The organism is Pseudomonas sp. KK18 (genome assembly GCF_037094675.1).
GTDB lineage: Bacteria > Pseudomonadota > Gammaproteobacteria > Pseudomonadales > Pseudomonadaceae > Aquipseudomonas.
In genome coordinates, this window is record NZ_CP146605.1 from 713768 (window position 1) to 737860 (window position 24093).

The 24093-nt window shown below is 62.8% G+C and carries 18 protein-coding genes; 2 read left to right on the forward strand and 16 right to left on the reverse strand.

Annotated features, from left to right (window positions below):
* Positions 1-8: 8 nt before the first annotated feature.
* The 3 genes from urtC to urtA form a co-directional block, all read right to left on the reverse strand.
* Positions 9-1088, reverse strand: coding sequence for an urea ABC transporter permease subunit UrtC (gene urtC, locus V6607_RS03120; protein ID WP_008439056.1), 1080 nt, complete (start codon positions 1086-1088; stop codon positions 9-11).
* Positions 1088-2590 carry an urea ABC transporter permease subunit UrtB gene (gene urtB, locus V6607_RS03125; protein WP_134325658.1) on the reverse strand — a complete coding sequence of 501 codons (1503 nt, stop codon included), beginning with the start codon at positions 2588-2590 and terminating at the stop codon, positions 1088-1090. Before urtB ends, urtC begins: the two co-directional genes overlap by 1 nt.
* 134 nt (positions 2591-2724) lie before the next feature.
* Positions 2725-3990, reverse strand: coding sequence for an urea ABC transporter substrate-binding protein (gene urtA, locus V6607_RS03130; RefSeq protein WP_003217372.1), 1266 nt, complete (start codon positions 3988-3990; stop codon positions 2725-2727).
* A 297-nt stretch (positions 3991-4287) separates the two neighbouring features.
* Between urtA and V6607_RS03135 the strand changes: the two genes are divergently transcribed.
* Positions 4288-10209 (forward strand): hypothetical protein, encoded by a 5922-nt coding sequence (locus V6607_RS03135; RefSeq protein ID WP_134325659.1) that lies wholly within the window; start codon positions 4288-4290, stop codon positions 10207-10209.
* On the opposite strand, the gene V6607_RS03140 is transcribed toward V6607_RS03135, so the two are convergent.
* The 11 genes from V6607_RS03140 to V6607_RS03190 all read right to left on the reverse strand — a co-directional run bounded on the left by V6607_RS03140 (position 10206) and on the right by V6607_RS03190 (position 21059).
* On the reverse strand, positions 10206-11216 hold the full coding sequence (locus V6607_RS03140; RefSeq protein ID WP_003217368.1) for an iron ABC transporter permease: 1011 nt from the start codon (positions 11214-11216) through the stop codon (positions 10206-10208). The genes V6607_RS03135 and V6607_RS03140 overlap by 4 nt on opposite strands.
* A complete protein-coding gene (locus V6607_RS03145) occupies positions 11213-12160 on the reverse strand; it encodes an ABC transporter substrate-binding protein (protein WP_008439045.1) in 948 nt (315 codons plus the stop codon). Before V6607_RS03145 ends, V6607_RS03140 begins: the two co-directional genes overlap by 4 nt.
* Positions 12157-12945 carry an ABC transporter ATP-binding protein gene (locus V6607_RS03150; protein WP_102605722.1) on the reverse strand — a complete coding sequence of 263 codons (789 nt, stop codon included), beginning with the start codon at positions 12943-12945 and terminating at the stop codon, positions 12157-12159. The genes V6607_RS03145 and V6607_RS03150 overlap by 4 nt, the downstream gene beginning before the upstream one ends.
* 139 nt (positions 12946-13084) lie before the next feature.
* On the reverse strand, positions 13085-15190 hold the full coding sequence (locus tag V6607_RS03155) for a TonB-dependent siderophore receptor (protein ID WP_134325661.1): 2106 nt from the start codon (positions 15188-15190) through the stop codon (positions 13085-13087).
* A gap of 152 nt (positions 15191-15342) precedes the next feature.
* Positions 15343-16725 (reverse strand): PepSY domain-containing protein, encoded by a 1383-nt coding sequence (locus V6607_RS03160; protein WP_134325662.1) that lies wholly within the window; start codon positions 16723-16725, stop codon positions 15343-15345.
* A gap of 116 nt (positions 16726-16841) precedes the next feature.
* Entirely contained in the window at positions 16842-18914 is a 2073-nt protein-coding gene (locus V6607_RS03165; RefSeq protein ID WP_134325663.1) for a TonB-dependent copper receptor, read from the reverse strand.
* Between the two features lie 93 nt (positions 18915-19007).
* Positions 19008-19379, reverse strand: coding sequence for a DUF2946 domain-containing protein (locus tag V6607_RS03170; protein ID WP_102607479.1), 372 nt, complete (start codon positions 19377-19379; stop codon positions 19008-19010).
* Between the two features lie 64 nt (positions 19380-19443).
* The gene (locus V6607_RS03175) at positions 19444-19926 is read right to left on the reverse strand and encodes a copper chaperone PCu(A)C (protein ID WP_076017993.1); all 483 of its coding nucleotides are present in this window, start codon (positions 19924-19926) and stop codon (positions 19444-19446) included.
* Between the two features lie 46 nt (positions 19927-19972).
* Positions 19973-20368: a DUF2946 domain-containing protein gene (locus V6607_RS03180; protein WP_008439034.1), complete on the reverse strand. Its 396-nt coding sequence runs from the start codon at positions 20366-20368 to the stop codon at positions 19973-19975.
* Positions 20369-20465: 97 nt separating this feature from the next.
* Positions 20466-20753, reverse strand: a complete 288-nt coding sequence (locus V6607_RS03185) for an addiction module antidote protein (RefSeq protein WP_008439033.1) — start codon at positions 20751-20753, stop codon at positions 20466-20468.
* Positions 20754-20756: 3 nt separating this feature from the next.
* Positions 20757-21059, reverse strand: coding sequence for a type II toxin-antitoxin system RelE/ParE family toxin (locus V6607_RS03190; protein WP_008439032.1), 303 nt, complete (start codon positions 21057-21059; stop codon positions 20757-20759).
* A gap of 644 nt (positions 21060-21703) precedes the next feature.
* On the opposite strand from V6607_RS03190, the gene V6607_RS03195 reads away from it, so the two are divergent.
* Positions 21704-21955 (forward strand): DUF6124 family protein, encoded by a 252-nt coding sequence (locus V6607_RS03195; protein WP_087693137.1) that lies wholly within the window; start codon positions 21704-21706, stop codon positions 21953-21955.
* Positions 21956-22076: 121 nt separating this feature from the next.
* Here V6607_RS03195 and V6607_RS03200 read toward each other — a convergent pair whose 3' ends face one another.
* Together V6607_RS03200 and cbiE are read right to left on the reverse strand one after the other, a co-directional pair.
* Positions 22077-22796 carry a cobalt-precorrin-6A reductase gene (locus tag V6607_RS03200; RefSeq protein ID WP_134325664.1) on the reverse strand — a complete coding sequence of 240 codons (720 nt, stop codon included), beginning with the start codon at positions 22794-22796 and terminating at the stop codon, positions 22077-22079.
* Positions 22793-23998: a precorrin-6y C5,15-methyltransferase (decarboxylating) subunit CbiE gene (gene cbiE, locus V6607_RS03205; protein WP_102368009.1), complete on the reverse strand. Its 1206-nt coding sequence runs from the start codon at positions 23996-23998 to the stop codon at positions 22793-22795. The genes V6607_RS03200 and cbiE overlap by 4 nt, the downstream gene beginning before the upstream one ends.
* Positions 23999-24093 lie beyond the last annotated feature (95 nt).

Below are 24093 nucleotides of genomic sequence, written 5' to 3' on the forward strand. Positions count from 1 at the left end.
TGTAATTCTCATTGGTCGCCCCTTTTCTTCAGCAGGCCAATCACACCCTTGGGCAAGTACAGGGTGACGATGATGAACAGCGCACCGAGGAAGAACAGCCAATACTCAGGAAACGCCACGGTGAACCAGCTCTTCATGCCGTTGACCACACCGGCGCCCAGCAGCGGGCCGATCAAGGTTCCACGCCCGCCGAGGGCCACCCACACAGCGGCCTCGATGGAGTTGGTCGGCGACATTTCGCTGGGGTTGATGATGCCCACTTGCGGCACATACAACGCGCCCGCCAAACCACACAGCACCGCGCTCAACACCCACACGAACAGCTTGAAGCCACGCGGGTCGTAGCCGCAGAACATCAGGCGATTTTCCGCATCCCGCAGCGCTGTCAGTACCCGGCCGAACTTGCTCTGGGCCAGGCGCCAGCCGATGAACAGGCTCGCCACCAACAACACCACGGTGGCCACAAACAGCGCCGCTCGCGTGCCCGGCTCGGTGATGCCAAACCCGAGGATGCTACGGAAATTGGTAAAGCCGTTATTGCCGCCGAACCCGGTCTCGTTGCGGAAGAACAACAGCATCCCGGCGAAGGTCAGGGCCTGGGTCATGATCGAGAAGTACACGCCCTTGATCCGTGAGCGGAAGGCGAAGAACCCGAACACCAGTGCCAGCAATCCCGGCGCCAACACCACCAGGCACATTGCCCAGAGGAAGTGGCTGGTGCCGGTCCAGTACCACGGCAACTCGGTCCACGACAAAAAGGTCATGAACGCCGGCAGCTCATCGCCGGACGCCTGGCGCATCAGGTACATGCCCATGGCATAACCGCCCAGCGCAAAGAACAGGCCGTGGCCGAGGGACAACATCCCGGCATAACCCCACACCAGATCCAGCGCCAGGGCGACGATGGCATAGCACAGAATCTTGCCCACCAACGTCAGGGTATAGGCGGAAACGTGCAGCGGATTTTCCGGTGACAACAGCGAGAACAACGGCAGCGCCAGCAGCAGGATCAGCACCACTGCACCGACCGCGACGGTCACCTTGGGGCCGGCCTTTTGCGCGGCCGTAAGCATCAATGGCTGGTTCATCAGTCGATCACCCGTCCTTTCAGTGCGAAGAGTCCTTGCGGGCGTTTCTGGATGAACAGAATGATCAGCGCGAGGATCAGGATCTTGCCGAGTACGGCACCGATCTGCGGCTCAAGAATCTTGTTGGCTATCCCCAGGCCGAAGGCGGCCATGACGCTACCGGCCAACTGGCCGACGCCGCCGAGCACCACCACCAGGAACGAGTCGATGATGTAGCTCTGGCCGAGGTCCGGGCCGACGTTGCCGATCTGGCTCAGGGCCACGCCACCGAGGCCCGCTATGCCGGAGCCGAGGCCAAAGGCGAGCATGTCCACGCGTCCGGTGGGCACGCCGCAGCAGGCGGCCATGTTGCGGTTCTGGGTGACGGCGCGCACGTTGAGGCCCAGGCGCGTCTTGTTCAGCAGCAGCCAAGTCAGCACCACCACGAACAGCGCGAAGGCGATGATCACGATGCGGTTGTACGGCAGCACCAGGTTGGGCAGCACCTGGATTCCCCCGGACAGCCACTCGGGGTTGGCCACTTCAACGTTCTGCGCACCGAACACCAGGCGCACCAGTTGGATCAGCATCAGGCTGATGCCCCAGGTGGCGAGCAGGGTTTCCAGCGGGCGGCCGTAGAGGTGACGAATCACCGTGCGCTCCAGGGCCATGCCGATGGCGGCGGTGACAAAAAACGCCACCGGCAGCGCGATCAGCGGGTAGAACTCGATGGCCTGGGGCACGTAGCGCTGCATCAGCAACTGCACCACATAGGTCGAGTAGGCGCCGAGCATCAGCATCTCGCCGTGGGCCATGTTGATCACCCCGAGCAGGCCGAAGGTGATCGCCAGGCCGAGCGCCGCCAGCAGCAGGATCGAGCCCAGGGACATGCCGCTGAAGGCCTGGCCGAGAATCTCGCCCACCATCAGTTTGCGTTTGACCTGGGCCAGGCTGGTCTCGGCGGCGGTGTGCACCGTGGCGTCGGCTTCGACGCCGGGGGCGAGCAGGGCTTCCAGGCGAGTGCGGGCCAGCGGGTCGCCGGTGCCGCCGAGCAAGCGCACGGCGGCCAGGCGCACGGCCGGGTCGGGGTCTACCAGTTGCAGGTTGGCCAGGGCGAGACTGAGGGCTGTGTGTACGTCATCATTGGTTTCGCCGGCGAGTTGCTGGTCGAGGAATTTCAGCTGCGCAGGTTGTGCACTTTTTTGCAGAGTCTGGGCGGCGGCAAGGCGCACCTTGGGGTCGGCAGCGAGCAATTCCTGGCTGGCTTGCACGTTGTCGATCAGGCCGCGCAGGCGGTTGTTCAGGCGTACGGTCTTGGTTTCCCCGTTGACGCTGATCTGGCCTTGTTGCAGGGCGTCCACCAGCTCGATGCGCTCCGGGTCGGGCTGGGCGGCCCAGTCCTGGAGCAGCTTGGCTTGTTGCATCGGGTTGGCGTTGATGAAGTCTTCGGCGTCGCTGGCGTGTGCGGCGAGGGGCAGCAACAGCAGGGCGGCGAGGATGAAGCGGTATAGGGCAGTGGGCATACAAAATGTCCTGATCATGCACGGACAATGTGGGAGCGGGCTTGCTCGCGAAAGCGCTGGCTCAGTTTCGGATGCGTCGACTGACACACCGCTTTCGCGAGCAAGCCCGCTCCCACATTTAGACCGAGTCGGTCTTAGTTGCTCTTGACGGCGTAATCCGGCTTTTTGTCATTGCCAGGGATATACGGGCTCCACGGCTGGGCACGAATCGGCTCCTGGGTCTGCCACACCACCGAGAATTGCCCGTCAGACTGGATCTCGCCGATCATCACCGGCTTGTGCAGGTGGTGGTTGGTCTTGTCCATGGTCAGGGTGAAGCCGGACGGCGCGGCAAAGGTCTGCCCGGCCATGGCTTCACGTACTTTGTCGACGTCGGTGGACTTGGCTTTCTCCACCGCCTGCGCCCACATGTGGATGCCCACGTAGGTGGCTTCCATCGGGTCGTTGGTCACGGCTTTGTCCGCGCCCGGCAGGTTGTGGGCCTTGGCGTAGGCTTTCCAGTCTGCGACGAATTTCTTGTTCACCGGGTTCTCCACCGACTGGAAGTAGTTCCAGGCGGCGAGGTTGCCCACCAGCGGCTTGGTGTCGATGCCGCGCAGTTCTTCTTCACCCACGGAGAAGGCGACGACCGGTACGTCGGTAGCCTTCAGGCCCTGGTTGGCCAGCTCTTTGTAGAACGGCACGTTGGAGTCGCCGTTCACGGTGGAGATCACTGCGGTCTTGCCACCGGCCGAGAATTTTTTGATGTTGGCCACGATGGTCTGGTAATCGCTGTGGCCGAACGGGGTGTAGACCTCTTCGATGTCTTTATCCGCTACGCCTTTGGAGTGCAGGAACGAACGCAGAATCTTGTTGGTGGTGCGCGGGTACACGTAGTCTGTGCCCAGCAGGAAGAAGCGCTTGGCGCCGCCGCCTTCTTCGCTCATCAGGTATTCCACCGCCGGGATCGCCTGCTGGTTCGGCGCCGCACCGGTATAGAACACGTTCGGCGACATCTCTTCGCCTTCGTATTGCACCGGGTAGAACAGCAGGCCATTGAGTTCTTCGAACACCGGCAATACCGATTTGCGCGACACCGAGGTCCAGCAACCGAACACCACGGCGACCTTGTCCTGGGTCAGCAACTGGCGGCCCTTTTCAGCGAACAGCGGCCAGTTGGAAGCCGGGTCCACCACTACCGGTTCAAGCATCTTGCCGTTCACGCCGCCCTTGGCGTTGATCTCGTCGATGGTCATCAGCGCCATGTCTTTGAGCGAGGTCTCGGAGATCGCCATGGTCCCGGACAGCGAGTGCAGGATGCCGACCTTGATGGTCTCGGCGGCCTGTACCGTCCAGGTCATGCCCATCGCGGCGATGGATGCCGACAGTGTGAAAGCCTTGATCAAGCTGCGACGCTTCATTGTGCAATCTCCATGACTCAATGATGTGATGAGGGAGTGATTGCAAAGGCTGTGCCGGGGCGCGCAATCGTGGTGCGCGCGAGCCGTGACCGGGCTGTGGGGGTGGGCGATGCACCAATGCGGCGCCAATCAACGCAGGCTGTGCGTGCAGGCGCACCCTGATGGTGCCTGGCGCCCCGAGCCTTAACTATCTAATGCCTGCGTCCAGCCAAACCCTTGAAAGTGAAGCCTGCCTGGTGCCCCCGGCAACCCAGGGGCAGCGCCAGTTTTCTTAACTTCACTCAAGTGACGATGAACATGGACAGTACTCACATTCAAGACGATCAAGTGGCGAGCACGCGCAGGCCGGTTCCCCATCTGGGGCCGGCGTTCGTTACCGATCACGATGCCGCCCATTGGGCGCATCAACAGATCGGCAACCGGCGCGAGACGGTATTTGGCGGGCTGGTTTTCAAGCGTGATGACGGGATGTACCTCCCAAGCGTGCCGGTGGCCGGCACCGCCACTGCATTCGATTTCCAGAGCGACCTGCTCAAGGTCGATGCCAACAGGAATTTCCTGGCGTACGAGGGCCACAGCGTTCACGCCCTGTACAGTTCGCGCGGCGAGGATGGCACCCGACGCTCCGCGCAGATACAGCACTGGACAGGCGCGCAGCGCCGCCTGGATCGCAGCTTTTTCCCCATCAATATCCTGCGCATCATCATCCAGGTGCGCATGCTGTGCCCCCGTTACTACCTGTCCGGGTTCTATGGCTCGCTCATCCAGTATGAAAGCAGCGGCTCTGCGACTGAGGCCAGCTTCTTGAACACGTTGATGGCGGCCAAGCCTGCGGCCGATTTCGACGACTACATCGCCTTTATCAATCAGACGGCCAGGGCCGGCTACCTGCGGGTCATCGTTGCCAACGCCGAGCTGGGTGGAAAGCCTGGCCAACTGCTGGCGCCGTGGACCCTCAATCAAACCCTGTCGCAAATCGGGCAGGACGCACTGGCGCCTCTCGCCAGCCAAGTCAGCCGCCGGTGGCAGGACGCGGTGCGATCAGTCTTGCCGCCGCTGGGGGTTGCACGGCAGGAGAGTCTCTTTGGCTACCTGTACAAAAGCGCGTCGAACCAGTACGTGGCCGAATTTCCGTCGGATGAACTCAAGGCGGCGTTTGCGCTGACCAGTGGCAAGTTGTCACTGCCAAAAGTGCACAAGGCGGACAGTGAGTTTTTGACCTTCGGTATTTACTGCTCCCTATCACCGCAAGCGAAACCGACCGTGGCGAAAGAGTCGTGGCTGGCGGAAAACTTCTTCACGGCTTCTGCGTTGGCTGCCGTGGTGATGATGGCGGGGACCGACGACCTGGGCTTGCACTTTTACTTGCGCGCCAACGACGGCGCGCTGCTGATGTACCACTGCACCGGCTCGCAGGCGCAGGCCCAGCTGTTCGCCAATCGCGGCGCGGATCTCGACGGACGCTTGAAGGACGCTACCTTGAGCCCTTCCGAGTTTGTCCGGCAAGTGGCTGCCGTGGGCACGCTGACGGTGGTTGAGCCCGGACGGATATGGGACAAGGCCGGGGTGGTAGGACCGCAATGGCGCGCCTTCGCGAAAGTCCATGCGTCGCTGAGCCCTGCCTTCGTCACTGCCGATGATGTCGCACGCTACCTGCATTACAAGGTGGGTTCACCCCACGGCTCTTTTCTCCAGGCTTACGTCTTCAAGCGCAGCGATGGGCTGTTTGTGGCCTCCAGGCTGTCAGACCCTGACAGGTGGCTGTCGTTGTGGGGCGGGGCATTGCCCAACGACAACGCTCTGACGCGGGTCGAGCTTGAAGGGCACCAAATGGTTGGCGAGTTCAATCGACCTGTCTACGACCTGGCCGAGGTGCGTGCCAACTATCCTCAAAAAACCTCGCGACAGCTGGCGTTCCTGATCAGTACACCGTCGACTCAAGCAATCGACATGACGCTGGTTTTTTCCGATCAGATCAAGGTGCTTTACACCAGCGGAACGAACGGTACGTTGATCAAATACGCTGTCAGCGGCTCTCGGGCCGAGCGTGAATTCGGCGAGTACCTGGCACAAGTTGAACGCGATGGCCAAGGTGTGGCCCGCGTACAAGGTTTTGACGGCACGCGTGAAGGGCTGATCAAAGAGCTGGTAAAACTCGGTGAGTTGACGGTGCTGCTGGCGGATGAGACCTGGTACAACGTCCAGGGCCGGGTCCCGGCCACCTGGGAGCCCGAAACGCCTTTCGCCGCCGCAGCCCCCATTGATATGCCCCTGAGCTGGGTTTTCACTGACCTGGCAACCGCCGCCCTTTATGCCCATGACCGTATGCAGGCAACGGCGGATGGCCGGCGAGTCGGTTGCATCCTCAAGCACTCGAGTGCAGAGCAGTATGTGGTCAGCGAGCCTTGCGCACCGATACCCGCCGGCGAAACCCTTTTCGTGTTGGCGAATGTTTTTGGCAATGCCAGCCTGCCGCCAGGCTTCGCCCTGCGTGGCTGGTACTGCCGCAGCGCACCGGACGCCACCGGCATCGGCGCCGAACCCTGGTTGTACGAGGGCTTTATCGACACCACGGATTTTGCCCAGGGGATTGCCGCGCTGCGCATCCACCCCGAGAGCAATCTGGCCTTCTACCTCAGCACGGCGGACGGCGCTCAGCTGGCCTATGACGCCTCCGGCTCGGCCGAGGAAAGCCAGCTCTACCAGGTGCTGCCCGATGGCCGGGTGACGGACAACGGGCTGGGGGATGAACTGCGGGCCGCCACCGTGACGCCCCACGAGATGATCCAAAAGGTCGCCGCCGCCGGGGCGCTGTCGGTGTTGCAACCGGGCACGTTGTGGGATGTGGCGGGGCTGGTCGCCGACACCTGGCGACCTTACGCCCTGGCACCCCGCCCGCAACTGAGCCGCGGGTTTCTCCAGATAGAAGACGCGGCACGCTACGCCCACGGGCAAATCGGCAGCTGGCGTGAGGGCGAATACTGCGGCTATATCCTGCAGCGCCCGGACGGTCTCTACGTGGCCACTGAGCCATTGCCGGCCAGCGACGCCGGGCGCTTTGCCCTGGGCGTTGTCTACCCCCAGGACGTCAAGGGCCGCTCACTGCTCCCGCCCGGTCACATGCTGAAGGCCGTGTACGGTTCCAGCCGCGGGGTTTCGTTGCTGGAACCCGAGCGCCTGCAGCGCCCGGGCTGGTCGCGGGACGATGCCTGCCTGGAGGCGCAGATGTTCAGCGTCCTGGACGTGCACACGCTGATCCGCAATCGCCAACAGGTGTCCGTGGCCTACCTGTCGGGCGCCGAAGATTGTTTGCTGGCGTATGACCTGATCGACTCTGCCGCCCAGGCGAACCTGTTCAAGGCGCTCGACCCCTTGCCCCATCGCAGCCCAACGGCCCTCAACCTGGCCAGCGGCACGCTGACGGCGCGGGAGTGGATCAGCCAGGTGGCGGCGGCCGGCAGCGTGCGGGTGGTGCAGGCCAACCCGTTGTGGGGCGCGCCGGGGCTGATCGCCGAACACTGGCGGCCACGCCTGCCGATACCCCGGCGCGAACGTCCGGAGCAGATTGCCTATGGCCCGGTCTGCGCCAGTGCCGCTGACGCGGCTCGGGCACTGCACACGCGCCTGGACCATGAAGCACCTACGCAAACCGGTTTCGGTTTCATGCTCAAGCATCGCGATCAGGACGCCTTTGTCTGCTCCGAGCTTGTACCCGCCTGGGATAGGGCCGGGCTGTTCGCCTTGAGCGCCGTGTTTGCCGTGGATGACGAAGGCGAGTTCATTTACCCCGCGGGTTATCAACTGCACGCCTTGGTTTACCGGCGCAACTGGATGCCACAGGGGCTGACCACCGCCGAACACTGGCTGGCGCAGCATTTTATTTCGGCCGGGGATCTGGCCAGTGCCACCGTCGAGGCCAAGCGCCAACGGGAGACAGGCGCACTGACGGGCTTGCCGGTGTTTATCTCGACACTGGACCAGGCGCTGCTGCAGGTACAAACGCCGGTGGCATCGACGCTGTTCAACCCGGTCCGCCAGCCGTCGGGGGTCTATGAAGACGTGCAGACCTTGATGGCCAGCGGGCAGCTCTCGGCGGTCGGGTTTGTCAACGAAGTGGCGAAGTTGAGCTGGTTGAGCGTTTTGGTGCCGAGCGAATGCTGGGCGTTGGCGGGTAAACTGGATGTCAGCCAGGCCCCATGGACCGCCTTCGCCAACTTTATGCGTCGCCCATTGAGCCCGCTGTTCAGCAACCAGGCCGATGCGGTGCGTTACGCCCACCAACAGCTGGGCACACAGCGCGACACGCTGCAAGGCGGGCTGGTGTTGCAGCGCAACGGCAAGTTTGTCGCGACCCTGGCGGTGCCGGTGTTGAGTGAAGACTTCGACCCGAACGTCATCCTGCCGGGCCTGGACGTCAGCCAGGCGCTGCTGGCCCCTGGTTGGAAAATGGTCGCGCGCTACCGGTCACGTGTCGCCCGGGTGCTGGAGTTCTGGTTACCCTCTGAAGAAAACGCGGTGTATCAAAACCTGTTCTCGACCAAAGTACTGGAGACCGCCCTGAAGTCGGGTCACCTGTGGACCCACGAATACCTGCTGACGCCCGACGGCTCACTCATCGGCTTCAGTACCCAGGATGCCGAGCGCAGCTTGCTGGACTCAGGCCAGCGCAACGAAACGACGCAGTTGCTCAGCCACCTGGAAACCTCCCTGGCCCCCAACAGCCTGGCGTTGCACGACCCTTACAGCAATGCCATCGAGCAGCAGATGCGCAGTGGCCGCAAGAGCCCCACCGAGCTGGTCAATCAGCTGGCGCGGGTGGGGACTTTGCAGGTACTGGAGGGCGGCCCGTTGTGGGGCACTGCCCAGCGTGTGCCGCCGGGCTGGATGCCCGGCCTGGCCTACGTTGCGCCGCAGGCGGCGGTCCATGCGGTGGCGGATCGGCAGCTGGGCCCGGTGTTCAAGCATGCCGACGACGCGGCACGCCATGGTCATCAATACGCCCAGGGGCGCGCCGATTTGAGTTTTGGCGTGATTCTCAAGTCCTCCGACAATGGGCATTTTGTCGCCTGCGCACCGGTCAAGGGCGACGACCTGGGCTTTGCCCTCGACCGGGCGTTCCTGCGCGGGCAGTTGCCGAGCGGGTACAGCCTGCAAGGCCTGTATCTGAGGCTGCCGCAGCGCGCTGCGCCCGAGTTGCCCCAGGCCGAAGGCTACGCGCAACTGATGGCTCCGGCCGTGGTGCTGGCGGCGCTGAGCTTTTTGCGGGTGGCACAGAGTGAGCGGTTCCTGGCGTTGCATGTGTCGTGTGCCGACGGCTCACTGTTTCGGTACCAGGCGGTGAGGATCGACCCGGACTGGGATTCCAGCCGCCGGCAGGCGGCGTATCTGAAACACCTCAACAGTCGTGGCAGCATCGACAGCCATGTGTTGAAACTGGTGGAGTCCGGCGAGCTGCGGGTACTCGACAGCAGCCCGTTCTGGGATGCCTTGTTGCCCCGGATAAAGCGCCTGGCCACGACACTGGCAGTGCGCGATACCCGCATGGCCCTGGGCCCGTTGTGCGCCCACCCGGACGATGCCGCGCGCCAGGTATGGCAACAGGTTGTGCCGCTGGAGCATCAGGCGCGGCTGGGAGCGGTGCTGGGCAACGGCGACAGCGACACCTTCATCGCCGTGCAACCGGTGGCAGACCCGGGCCCCTCGGTGGCCGTGGGACTGCGGCCGGACACACCGGCCTACAAGGCATTGTTCGAAGGCATCATGAACCTCGGCTACCCCGGCACATCGACCCGCTACCCGGCGGGCTACAAGGTGATGGGCGTCCAGCAGTTGTTCAAGCTCGACACCGAGCGCCAGCATCTGGCGGATCGCTACGAAGAAGGCCTGGCCCACAACTTCATTGCCCAGAAGGAAATTCGCGGGTTCATCGAGATGCTGCGCCAGGACAAGATCGCGGGGGCGCGTTACTACTTCACCCCGGTTCACGGCGCGTTGATTGTGTATGAGCCCAGCTATCACGCGGACGAAAGCCAGTTGCTGCGCGATGACTGGATCGACGAAGACACGGGTGTGGTGAAGGTCAAGCCCAGCGAGGTGATCCGCCGGTTGGCGACCTCGGGCAAGCTGACCATCCTGGAAACCGATCGCTTCTGGCAACCCCGCAGCCAGGTGGCGCGACGCTTGTTGCATGCATTCAAGCAGGCCGACCAGGGGGTTTAACGCCGCCGCATCAGCCCGATAAAAAACAACCCGCCAATGGCCGCCGTGGCCACGCCGATGGGCAGGTCTTCGGGGGCAATCATTGTGCGGGCCGCCACATCCACCCACACCAGGAACACACTGCCCAACAGCACGCACACCGGCAGCAAACGCCGGTGTTCGGCACCTACAAGGCGCCGGGCGATGTGCGGCACCATCAGCCCGACAAAGCCGATGGAGCCGCTGATGGACACCAGCACGCCGGTCATCAGCGAGGCGATCAGGAACACCTTGAGCCGCACATTGCGCGCGTTCAGGCCCAGGGTCACGGCGGTCTGTTCGCCGGCCATCAGCGCGTTCAACGGGCGAGCCATCCCCAGCAGCAACACCAGCCCCAGCAACACGGTGGCGAAGGGAATGGCCAGCAGTTCCCAGCGCGCCAACCCGAGGCCGCCGAGCATCCAGAACATCACCGCCGAGGCCGCGCGATGGTCGCCCATGAACAGCAGCAAATTCGCCACGGCCATCATCACGAACGACACCGCCACCCCGCACAGCAGCAGGCGGTCACTCTCCAGCCGACCGTTGCGACTGGCCACCGCCAGCACCACGATCATGCTCAGCAACGCACCGATGAACGCCGCGATGGGCAGGGTCAGCAAGCCGATCACTTCACCCACATGCAGCACCACGATCACTGCGCCGAGGGTGGCGCCGGAAGTCACGCCCAGCAGGTGCGGATCCGCCAGCGGGTTGCGCGTTACCGCCTGCAACACCGCACCGATCAACGCCAGCCCGGCGCCCACCAGGGCACCGAGCAACATGCGCGGCACGCGGATCAGCCACACGATATGTTCCTGCCCCGCGCTCCAGTCCACCTCGCCAACGCCGAAGGCTTTATGCAGCAGGATCCGCCACACCACGTCCACCGGTACCCGCGCCGAGCCGAACCCCAGCGAGACCACGCACGAGATCAGCAACAACGCGCCGAGGGCACTCAGCAGCAGGGCATAGCGACGGGTGATCATTCGCCGTGAAACCCCTTGGCCAGGGTTTCAACCGCCAGCACGTTGTCGATGCCCGGCGTGGCTTGCACGTAGGGGATCACGATAAAGCGCTGGTTCTTGATCGCGTCCACCGATTGCAGCGCCGGGTTGTTCAGCAGGAACTGCTCTTTTTGCTCGGCGGTGATTTCGCTGTAGTCGACGATCACGATGACCTGCGGGTTGCGCTCCACCACGGTTTCCCAGTTGACCCGGGTCCAGCTGGCGTCCACGTCATCGAGAATGTTGCGCCCACCGGCGGCGTCGATCAGCGCCTGGGGCATGCCCAGGCGGCCGGAGGTCATGGCGCGGTCTTCGCCGCTGTCGTAGAGGAACACGCGGGGCTTGTCGGCCGGCAGGTTTTCCTGCACTTGGGCGACCTGTGCCTGCATCTGCGCGATCAGTGCATTGGCGCGGTCCTGCACGTCGAAGATCTTGCCCAGGTTGCGCAGGTCGTTATAGGTGTCTTCCAGTGTGGCCGCCGGGCGCTTCATCACGAAGGCACAGGACTCGGTCAGCTCGTAGACGTTGATGCCCAACGGTTGCAGGGTTTGCGGGGTGAGGTCGCCACCGACGCGCATGCCGTAGTCCCAGCCGGCGAAGAAGAAGTCGACGTTGGCGTTGAGCAGGGTTTCCACCGACGGGTATTTGCTCGCCAGTTCCGGCAGGCCGTCGAGAATCTGCGCCATTTCCGGGGTGACCGACTTCCAGCCGGTCACGCCGCTGTAGCCGGCCATGTGCGACTTGAGGCCCAGGGCGAGCATCATCTGGGTCATGTTGATGTCGTGGCTGACCGCGTGTTTTGGTGCCTCGGCGAAGGTCACTTCGCGGTTGCAGCTCTGGATTTTCAGCGGGTAATGGGTCGCTTCGGCGAACGCTTGGGAAGTGCCGAGCAGCAACGCGAGAGACAGCAGGGAGCGCAGGATCATGGTTGGGTTATCCAGGTGATTCGGGGGTAGCCGGACAAGGGGTGAGTGTCGATCAATGCTTCAACGCCGAACACTTCGCGCAGCAATTCGGCGGTCAGCACTTCGTGAGGTGTGCCGCTGGCGACGATGCGCCCGTGGTTGATCACATACAGCCGATCGCAGAACGCCGCGGCCAGGTTCAGGTCATGAATGCTGGCGAGGGTGCCGATGTTCAGGCGCTTGACCAGTTGCAGCAATTGCAACTGGTAGCGCGGGTCGAGGTGGTTGGTCGGTTCGTCGAGGATCAGCAGTTGCGGTTGCTGGGCCAGGGCGCGGGCGAGGATCACCCGCTGCTTTTCTCCGCCCGAGAGGGTGGCGAAGGCGTGGTCTTCAAAGCCCAGCAGGCCGACGGATTCGAGGGCCTGGCGGATCAGGTTCTGGTCTTCAAGCGTATCGCTGTCGAACAGGCCCTTGTGCGGTGTGCGGCCCATGGCGACCACTTCATCCACCCGCAGGCCGAAGGCGTCGGGAAACTCCTGGAGCACCACGGCAATGCGTTGCGCGCACCACTTCGAGGATTGCTTCCAGACGTTCTGGTGTTCCAGCAGCACCTCACCGTCAGCCGGTTTGCTGAACCGATAGGCGCAGCGCAGCAGGCTGGTCTTGCCGCTGCCGTTGGGCCCGATCAGCCCGACGAACTCACCGGCGTTCACGTGCAGGCTGGCGTCACGCAGTTGGAACTGGTGATGACAGTGCTCGTGGCCTGGTGGGGTCCAGGCGAGGGCGGTGAGGTTGAGTGAGGTCATCTTTACTCTCAGGTCCAACACAGGACAAATGTGGGAGCGGGCTTGCTCGCGAAAGCGGTGGATCAGTAACAGATACAGTGCCTGACACACCGCATTCGCGAGCAAGCCCGCTCCCACATTTGGACAGTGTTGCGTTCAGTTAGAAGGTGTAGTCCGCCGTCACGAAGAACGAGCGCGGCTCGCCCAGGATCCATTGCTGGCCGTCGTTGTATTGGCTGACGGCGTAAGTGCGGTCGAACAGGTTATTCAATTGCAGGCCCAATGTCGTGTTGCGCATGGCTTTCCATGAAACGCTGGCGTCGACCACGGTGTAGCTCGGCACTTCGCTGGTGTTGGCGGTGTTGGCGAAACGCGAGTCTACATAACGCACACCCGCACCGGCACGCACGTCGTCAGTGATGGCCTTGCTCAGCCACAGGTTGGCGGTGCGGCGCGGCACGTCGGTGGGGCGGTTGCCGTCGCGGGACACGGACTGGCCGTTGACCACTTCGGAGAAGTCGTCGTACTGCGCCCGCACGATCGCAGCGTTGGCTTGCAGTTGCCAGGCATCGGGCAGTTGCAGGTCGAGGCTGGCTTCCAGGCCGATGGAGGATTGCTGGCCGACTTGTTCCTTGAGGGTGGTGCCTGGGATGCTCACCAACAGTTTCTTTTTGACGATGTGGTAGGCCGCCAGGGTCCATTCACCACGGGAATCCCAGAACGCCTGCTTGAGGCCGATCTCGGTTTGCTTGGCGGTGGACAGGCCGAACTGCTGCTGGCTCGGGCTCAGGGTGATCAGGCTGCCGACGCCGTCGGTGCTGGTGGCGTACTGGCCGTAGACCGAGGTGTCCGGGGTGATCGCGTAGACCAGGCCGGCTTTCCAGTTGTTGCCGGTAAAGGTCTTGTTGGCGTCGCTGCCATCCACCAGGGAGTCACTGTCGATGTGCAGGTAATCGCGGCGCACGCCGGTGATCAGTGACAGTTGATCAGTCAGTTGCAGGCGGTTTTCGGCGAACGCGGCCAGCTGTTTGGTGGTGCTGACGGACTGCGGGACGAAGGGGCTGGCGCTTTCAAACGGCTGCGGTACCGGGTGGTTGATGTCCACCGGTTGGCCGGCGTTCGTCAGGTCATCGAACGGCGAGTTGCTGGCCAGGCGGAAGCGAATGCGGTTGTACTCCACCCCCGTCACCGTCTGGCTGTCGAGGCCGAACAGCGTGTGTTTGAAGGTGAAGGTCTGGCGGTCACCCACCTGTTCCTGGTTGTGCTTGATGCCCAGGTAGCTCTGGCGCACCAGGCCGCCGTCGACGTAGTTGTAGCTCTCGGCGTTCTGCCAGCGCCGCTGGTTTTTCAGGTAGGACAGTTCGTTGGTGGCGGTGACGTTGTCGTTGATCTGCCACTCGCTGGTCAGGCGCGTCCACTGGTCGTTGTAGTGCTGGATATCGTTGCTGACGTTGTAGTTCTTGTCCCGCAGGCCCTTGTGCAACTGGCCGTTGATCAGCGGTGTGCCGTAGTCGTTTTGCGGGGTCTGGTCGCCGTAGTCGGAGGCCAGGGTGAAGCTCAGGTTGTCCGCCGCCTGCCAGCGCAGGGCACCGCTGACGAAGTCGCTGCCGGACTCGCCGCGGTCGATGAAACCGTTGCTGCGCAGGCGGTTGATGTTCAGGCGATAGCTCAGGGTGTCGGTCAGCGAGCCGCCGCTGTCGAGGGCTTGCTGCTGGCGGTCATAAGAACCGTAGCCCAGGCGGATATGGTTTTCGATCTCGCCCTCGAAGGGTTTCTTCGCGATGGTGTTGATCACCGCGCCGGTGGCGCCCTGGCCGTACATCACCGAGGCCGGGCCGCGCAGTACGTCCACCCGCTCAACGGACCAGGTGTCCACCGGGAAGGTGGAAGTGCCCGCGCCATCGAACATGCGCGCGCCGTCGTACAACTGCAGCACCGAGCTCTGGCCGGTGAACCCGCGTGCCGACAACGAGGTACCACCGTCGCCCGGCGTGCCGGTGCGGCTGATGCCGGTGGCCCGGGAAATCGCGTCCTGCACCGTGGCATCGCCCCGTGCGCGAATCTGCTTGCCGGTCTGGCTTTCAACGCTGCCCGGGGTTTGCAGGGCCGTGAGGTTCAGGCGTGAACCTGCCGTGGTCGGGGTGTTCAGGTCGACGCGCTCGTCGTCGACAGCGGGGGCGGAGACGGCACTGGCGGGAAGCGTCAGGGCCTGGGCAGTGTTTTGCAGGGCGAGCAGGCACAGGCCGGACGCAAGGTACTTGTTCATCGGACGATAAATCGCTTCTTCGAGACGGTACTCGCCGCAGGGCGCGGCGAGTGGGAGAACACATTAAGTGTTACAATATAACACTTTGTGCGGCGTGGGCGAAAGCCCGCGTAAGACTACATAACGCCTCTAGGTAGGGCATCTCGTCTGTTTCACGCTGAACCTGAGGCAGATTCACGTTGGCCAAACCACCGTGAAAGCACCAGGCGATCCAGTGCCCAGACCACGATCAGCGAGGCGCCCACCAGCGGAAAGACAATCGCCAGCCCGAGCATGATCACCATCGCGGTTTTCCATTTCGGCAGGTCATGGCGCAACGGTGGAACCCCCAGGCTGCCCTGTGGCCGACGCTTCCACCAGATCACCACACCGCTGACGGCGCTGAGCAGGATCATCAGGCAAATCAGCAGCACGATGATCTGATTGACCACGCCAAACATCTTGCCTTCGTGCAGCATCACGCCCGATTCGGTAACCCGCGCCACGCTGTTGTAGTGCTCCCAGCGCACATCGGCCAGGACCTTGCCGGAGTATTGGTCCACATGCAGGGTGGCGTCATTGCGCGGGTCGTTGGCGAACACCGCGATGGTGAACACGCCTTCGGCAGTGGTGGGGAAGGTGATGCTGTAGCCGGGCTCGACCTTGCGTGAGTTGGCGAGGTCGACCACCTGTTGCAGGCGGATGACCGGGGCGGCGGGGCCATGGCTCATACCGGCGTGGTTCATGTGCTCGGCATGCTCGCCAGACATCGGCATCGGCGTGTTTTCCATGGCCCACGGCACGGTTTGTTGGCTCGCGGTGTTGAGGCTGCGGGCCTGCTGGTCGGACTGCGGCACGTTGTTCCACATGGCCGACGGGAATTTATTCCACAGTTCGGCGTATTGCTTGCCCCAGAAGCCGGTCCAGGTCATGCCGCTGAGCAGCATCACCAGCAGGAACGCCGCGCCCCAGAAACCGGCAACCGCGTGCAGATCGCGCCAGAACAAGCGACCGCGACTGCCCAGCCGCGGCCACAGAATGCCCGCCGCCGACTTGCCTCGCGGCCACCACAGATACACGCCCGAAATCACCAGCATCACGCCCCAGCCGGCGGCCAGTTCCACCAGGCGATCACCGACGGTGCCGATCATCAACTCGCCATGCAGCGCGCGGGCGATGGCTTGCAGGTTGTATTTCGAGTCCTGTTCGCCGAGCACGGTGCCGCGATACGGGTCGACGAACACAGTCACTTCGCGCCCGTCGTTGTGCATCACGAATTGCGCGCTGCTGGTGGCGTCGGCAGGTGGCAGGTACTTGCTGATCTTGCCTTTTGGATAGGCAGCCTGGGCACGTTGCAGTTGCTCGTCGGCACTCAGCGCGTGTTCGGCGCTTTGCACGGTCAGCAGGTTGCCGTACATCAGCGGGTCGAGTTGAGGTTTGAACAGGTAGATGATGCCGGTCAGGGCCAGCAGCACCATGAATGGCGCGACAAACAGCCCGGCGTAGAAATGCCAGCGCCAGGCCAGGTTGTAGAAGGAAATCTTCGGTGGGTTCATCAGGGTGCTCCGCAAAGGCTTGGATTTTTTGTGTTATCGAGGACGCCATCGCGGGCAAGCCCGCTCCCACAGTGGAATGCATTGCAACTGTGGGAGCCGGCTTGCCTGCGATGCGCTTAGAAGCTCATGTCCACCTTGGTCCAGAGCGTGCGCCCCGGTTCCTTGATGGCTTGCGGGTCATTGGCCGGGTAGCCGAACCCGGCGTTGCCGGCCAGGTTCAGGTGTTCGGCGTACGCCTTGCCGAACAGGTTGTCGACGCCGGTGCTGACCTTGAAATTCTTGTTGATGCGATACGCCGCGTTCAGCGAGAACACGCCAAACCCCGAGCTTTTGTCGAAGTCCTTGCCCACCACGTTGCCCTTGTTCTGGTCGATGCGGTTTTGCGCCGCGACCACCCGCCACAAGGCGCCGGCGCTCCAGTCGTCCTGGCTGTAGGTGAGCCCGAAGCGCGCATCCAGCGGCGGGATCTGCGGCAGCGGTTTGCCGTCGCTGGTGTTCTTGCCCCAGGCGTAGGCGAAGGTGGCATCGGCCTTCCAGTTGGCGGTCAGCTTGTAGGCTGCGCCCAATTCACCGCCCATGATTCGCGCGTCCACATTGCGCGCCTGGGAGGTGGTGCCCATCATTCCCGGCTGGTAGTCGAACAGGATGAAATCACGCACCTGGCCGACGTAGCCCGAGGCCCAGGCATCGAGATCGGCGGATTTGTATTGCAGGCCAAAATCCAGCTGGGTGGTTTTTTCAGGCTTCACACCGTCGAAGGCATTCACGGAACCGACCGACCCGGTGTCGGGAGAAAACAGCTCCCAGTAATCAGGGAAACGCTCCGAATGCCCAAGCCCCGCGTACAGGGTGGCAGGGCTGTCCGCCAGATCGTGCTCGTAGCGCACAAAGCCGGACGGCAGCGTATCGGCGCGGGTTTTACCGGCGGTGGGGTTGGGGCTGCTCATCATCCCGGAGCTGATGGTTTGCCGGAAATCCTTGGCCGAGGCGCGGTCGACGCGGGCGCCGGTGATCAGGCGGTCGCGGTCGGCGGCGTACCAGGTCAGTTCGCCGAACACCCCGTAGTTGTGGAAGTTGGCGTCCTTGCTGCGGGGCAGGTCCTTGTAGGTGTCGACGCCCATGGCGCTGCGTTCGCGGTGTTCGTTGGTTTGTGCATCAATGCCGCTGATCAACTGCACATCGGCCCAGCGCCAGGTGGCCTTGATACGGGCGCCGAGGGTGCGGCGGTCGACGTTGGCCGCCATGGGCCCGGCCATCATCCCGGTGCCCGACGGGACGCGCAGGGTGTAGTTGTCCATCACGTGGTCGGCGTAGTTGTAGTAGACCTGCGCTTCGACCTTATCCAGCACCTCGCCGATGTTCGATTTCTCGAAGCGTAATCCGAGGCTCTCGCGCAAAAACTGCGAACCGTCCATGCCACGCCCGGCGTAGCGGGCTTCGCCATCGCCACGGCCGGCGGTGAGTTCCAGCAAGGTGTCGGCGTCCGGGGTCCAGCCCACGGCCACGTCGCCGTTCCACTTGTCGTAGCGCGAGGCGACGGTGTCGTTGTTGCCGTCCTTGTAGTCATCGGCGTGGGCCTGGTTGCCGATCACCCGCACATAACCCAGCGGCCCGCCGGCTGCTGCGTCGACGACTTTGTCGAAACGCCCGTTGGAGCCCGCCAGGATACTGGCGTTGACCCGCGTGCCCAGCTCGCCGAATTGCTCGGGCTCGCGCTCGAACAGGACCGTGCCGGCTGAAGCGCCCGGACCCCAGAGCACGGTTTGCGGGCCTTTGATCACGGTGAGCTTGTCGTAGGTTTCCGGTGAGATATAGGAGGTGGGCGCATCCATCCGGCCGGGGCAGGCGCCGAGCATCATGCTGCCGTTGGTGAGGATGTTCAGGCGTGAGCCGAACATGCCCCGCAGCACCGGGTCGCCGTTGGTGCCGCCGTTGCGCACCAGGGCGAAGCCGGGGATGGTCTTGAGGTAGTCGCCGCCATCGCTGGCGGGCACCGGTTGGCGCGGGTCTTTCGGGTTGGTGACGACGGTCAGTGGTGAGCTGGGGGCAATGGCGGTGATCACCGTCGGGCTCAGTTCATTGTGGTCGGCATGTTCGTCGGCGTGGGCCTGTGGAACCAGCAGCGCGCCACACAGAACGGCGAAAACGGGAGTACATCCCAAACGGGTGTCAGCAGAAAACCTGGACATGAAAAATTCCATCATTCATTCGTAAACAACACGGCCAGCAGCCTGCGGCTGTCTGTCTAAAGTCGGCCGGGGTGAAGTAACGGTGTGAAGTGCTTACGCGATGATGGGCGGGGCGCGGCTGCGGGCACCGGGGAACACGGTTTGCCGGGCATGGCCCAGGCGTGGGGCGGGGGTCAGGGCGTTGGCGGGCGGCGGGCTGCCGAGGGTGACAAACGACACGCTGCCAGGCAGCGCCGGGCAACTGAAGAGCAGGCTGCAATAGCCGCACTTTTCCCAGAGCACGTGGTGTTCGTCGGGTGCTTTGTGGTGATCGGTCGCAGGCTTGGCGTCGCCATGGCAGCTCGGCGCGTCCATGGACATTTCCATCGACATGCCGGCGTGATGATCCATCGGCATCGCTTGGGAAATCAGCGGACCGATAAAGATCATCAGCATGGCGAACAGGCTGATCCAGCTGCCGCGCATAAGGCCTACAGGCTTACGGCGGTGCGGGGACAACCTGGCGCGTGGGGCGCCCATCGAGGTTTATCTATTGGGCGTGCATGTGTTCGTGGCCGGCCATGGGCGGCTGCTTCTGCACTGACACTTCCACCTTCACTGGCCCGGCCTTTTCAAAGTTCAGGGTCAGCGGAAAATGCTGGCCGTCGCGCAAAACGCTGCGGTCCTTCAGGTCCAGCAGCATCACGTGGTAGGCCATGGGCGCGAACGTCAGGTCACCTTTGGCCGGCACCGCGACGCTGGTCACCTGCTGCATCTTCATCAGATCGCCCTGCATCACATGCTCATGCAGTTCGGCCTTGGCGGCCACGGGCGTGTCGACGCTGAGCAAGCGATCCGCATGCTCGCCCTGGTTATGAATCACGAAATACGCCGCGACGGTCGGCGCATTGGGCGGCAGTTCCTGGGACCAGGGTTCGCTGACCACCAGTTCGCCGACCTTGAAGTCTTCGGCATTGGCAGCAGCACACACCGGCAGCAACAACGCAGCCAGAAGCAGGGAAGATTTGAGCATGGCAGTTCTCCAGAACGGTTCTAAACGCAGTTCACTTGCGAAGAAATCAGACCGTTGGAGAGGCGCGGGGGTTAAGGCTCGGCCATTGCTGGCGCGGGGTGGGGGATTGCAATGACGGCGGCGGCAGGTCTTGCACCGCGTCGAATCTTGCGAAATACAGTGTTGGTGAATGCCCCGGCAGCGCCACTAATGGCGCCGAGCCCGAGCAGCACCAGCAATGCTGCATGGTGGAGTGATCGTCCTGCTGCGGCGCCGGAATCTCCAGCTTGCCCAGGGCAATGGCCGTCAGCTTGTTGGCATTGGAGGAGCAGAAACTGCCCCACAGCAGTTGCTTGACCGGGTCATCCGCCTGCTGCATCGCACCCGCCAGCGGCATGGCAAACGCATTGAACAGCACTGCAAGGCAGGCTATCCAGGCAATTGCAAAGCGTTGACGGGCCATGGCGGACAATCCGTAGGGTTAAGCGATCAGGTGGGTATTTAGCCTGATCGGGGAGGATAAGTAAAAAGGGGCGGTGTGGTTTGGTGTCGCAGTGCTATCAACCAGCTGTGGCGTGCAGCTTCAGGCCGAGCGCTTTCATGACCTTCATGATAGTCGCGAACTCGGGATTGCCAGTGCTGGAGAGGGCTTTATATAAACTTTCGCGTCCGAGGCCTGCGTCGCGGGCTACTTGAGTCATGCCTTGGGCGCGGGCGATGTTGTTGAGGGCTGAACGAATAAGCAGTCCGTCACCGGCATCCTCCTCGAAGCACGCTTCAAGATACTCGGCCATATCTTCAGGAGTCTTGAGGTGTTCCGCTATGTCGAAGTCTGTAAATTCAGTCATGGCTTACTCCTTTTTTTCAAAGTCTGCTGCAATTTGCTTAGCGCGCTGGATATCGCGTTTCTGCGTTGATTTATCGCCGCCTATCAACAACAGGTAAACCACCTCCTCTCTACGAGTGAAATAAACCCGGTATCCAGGACCGTAGTGGATGCGCATTTCCGAAACGCCATTTCCTACTGTCTCACAGTCTCCGAAGTTGCCTGATTGTGCGTTATTCAACCTTGCCAGTACGCGTGCACGGGCCGGTTTATTGTTTAACGAATCAAGCCACTCCAGGAAATGCTTGGATTTCTTGAAGTGAATCATCTTGGATCGTATTCCTTGGGATACAGAATGACAAGTCACGATGCTCCGCAAAAGCAGTGCATCCCCATCGCAGACTCTGGTGCAAAACTGCGGGAGGGGAGCTTAGGGCGAGGGCTTTTGGCTGAACCAGCCGGCTGGTTCGGAGGGGGGTGTAAGGCGAATCAGTTTTTAAAGCGAGGTTGTCAAAAGGATGTCGATGATTGAGGCGCTTTCCTACGAGGTCATTGCACCTTGCGATACAGGCGACTCGGTCTTCCTGCTGGAACGAGGTGATGCTATCGCAGGCAAGCCAGCTCCCACAGTTTGGATTGTGTTCGATTCGAATGTGGAGGCCCTCCACAGAAATTTCCGACAGTGATTGGCGGTTGTCTCTAGGAAACTCAATCTCTAGTCTCCGAACACCACTGCAAACTCAGTGGTCGGGCGTCGCGGCCCGGATTTCTTCAGACGCAAAAGCGTCATCGTGTCCTTTCAGTTGGCGCTTTTTTATCGTCTACTGTGCGGCGCTATGGTGGCTGTGCGCGGGATACCTTCGGGTATGCCGGTGTTCTGGAGAGCCGGTCCGCGAACCCGCGTTCAGCTACCACCCCCATCGCATCGCGGCGATCAGTGGTAGCTCCTTTGTACTTCTCCGGAGCTTCACAATGATTAAACCTACCCCCAATCCCCCTTTTCGGCTGTTCACCGTAGCCGACGGAATCAGCACCGAAGACCTGTTGGTCAACCTCATTGAAACACTCGCCTCGGCCAACGCGCTGAGTTGCGACTTGGCGTTTAGCCTGGAAGGATCGAAGCGAGAGGAGTTGTTGGGCGTCGCTCAGTTGATCGAGCTGGCGGAGTTACTGGCTGATCGGGTGCACGATGCAGCCGGACAGACGGCTGCCGCGCGGAGCTAACAGCGCGACGCAGGTTAGTGTGGGAGCTGGCTTGCCTGCGATAGCATCGCCGCGGTGTATCTGAATGACCGTGTCGTTTGCATCGCAGGCAAGCCAGCTCCCACCTTTGTTTCGTGTTGCGTCATACAGACTGGAATGCTTCCAGTACCGAGTTGACTGTCGTGAATGCCCTATCCACCTGCGCCAACACCGGCCGCCTCAACACCAACACCGGCACCCCCCGCTCCCGCGCCACTTCCAGCTTCGGCTCGGTAGCCGTGCTGCCGCTGTTCTTGCTGATCAGCACATCAATCTGCCGCCGCTCAAACAGCGCCCGTTCATCCTCGATCAAAAACGGCCCACGGGCGCCAATCACTTCGCAGCGTTCATTGCCGGGGTACACATCCAGTGCGCGCAGTGTCCAGAACTGCTCGGCGGGGATTTCGTCGAGGTGTTGTAACGGTTCACGGCCCAGCGTGAACAGTGGTCGCTTGAAGGGTTTCAGAGCTTCAATCAACTCCGCCCAGTCACCGACTTCGCGCCAGTCATCATCCGCCTGTGGCTGCCACGCCGGGCGGCGCAGGGCCCAGCAGGGAATGCCACACACACCCGCAGCACGGGCGGCATTGGCGCTGATCTGTGCGGCATACGGATGGGTCGCGTCCAGCACCAGCTCGATACCTTCATCGCGAATGAACTGCGCCAAACCTTCCGCGCCGCCATAGCCACCGACGCGCACCTGGCACGTAAGGTCGGTGGGAACGCGGCCAACACCCGCCAGGCTGTAGATATGTTCGGGCCCCAGTGTGCGGGCGATGGCCAGGGCTTCCGTCACGCCGCCCAACAGCAGGATGCGTTTCATAGCGGCTTGATCACTTCCAGCAGGGTGATCGGCAGCGCCTGGCGCCAGGTATCAAAGCCCCCCAGTGGCTGGGCCTGGGCCACATGAATGCGGGTCAGCTCGCCGCCGTGTTGTTCGCGCCAGGCCATCAGGGTCATTTCACTTTGCAGGGTCACGGCGTTGGCCACCAGCCGGCCGCCCGGGCGCAGGTGTTGCCAGCAAGTGTCGAGCACGCCGTCGCGGGTGACGCCGCCGCCGATGAAGATGGCGTCGGGCGCTTCCAGCCCGTTCAGGGCGTGGGGCGCGGTGCCGCGAATCAGTTGCAGGCCGGGGACGCCAAGGGCATCACGGTTATGTTCGATCAACAGTTGCCGGCCTTCATCGGCCTCGATGGCCAGGGCGCGGCAGCTGGGGTGGGCGCGCATCCATTCGATCCCGATGGAGCCGCTGCCCGCGCCCACGTCCCACAGCAGTTCGCCGGGCATCGGCGCGAGGCGGGCGAGGGTCATGGCGCGCACGTCGCGCTTGGTCAGTTGGCCGTCGTGCCTGAAGGCCGAGTCCGGCAGCCCTGCCAGGCGTGACAGGCGCGCAGTGTTGGCGTCGGCCACGCAGTCGATGGCCAGCAGGTTCAACGCGGCAATCGGTTCGCCAGGCCAATCCCGGGCGATGCCGTCGATGCGCCGCTCATCCGGCCCGCCGAGGTGTTCAAACACACTCAGGCGACTTGCGCCAAACCCGCGCTCGGCCAATTGTGTGGCAATCGCCGCCGGGCTCTGGCCGTCATTGCTCAGCACCAGCAAACGCACGCCGCTGGCCAGATGCGCATTCAGCGCCGCCATCGGCCGGGCAACCACCGACAGCGTCACTACCTCTTGCAACGGCCAGCCCAGACGCGCCGCCGCCAGGGACACGGAAGAGGGCGCCGGCAGAATCAGCAGCTCATCGGCCGGCACCTGCCGCGCCAGGCTCGCACCCACGCCATAGAACATCGGGTCGCCGCTGGCCAGCACGCACACCGCTTCACCACGCCTGGCCAGCACCGGCTCCAGGGAAAACGGGCTGGGCCACACCTGGCGTTCGCCACGGATGCACACCGGCAACAAGTCCAGCTGGCGTTGCCCGCCAATAATGCGCGAGGCGCGCAACAGGGCGTGCCGGGCGTTTCTGCCCAGGCCCTTGAAGCCGTCTTCACCGATGCCTACTACCGTCAGCCAGGGCGACATATGAATTCCTTGAACGACATCCGACGGGCAGGCTTTTCATGCCGCCGGACAAAGCAGGCATAATACCGCGCCTTTACCCGTGAACCGGTAGCCCC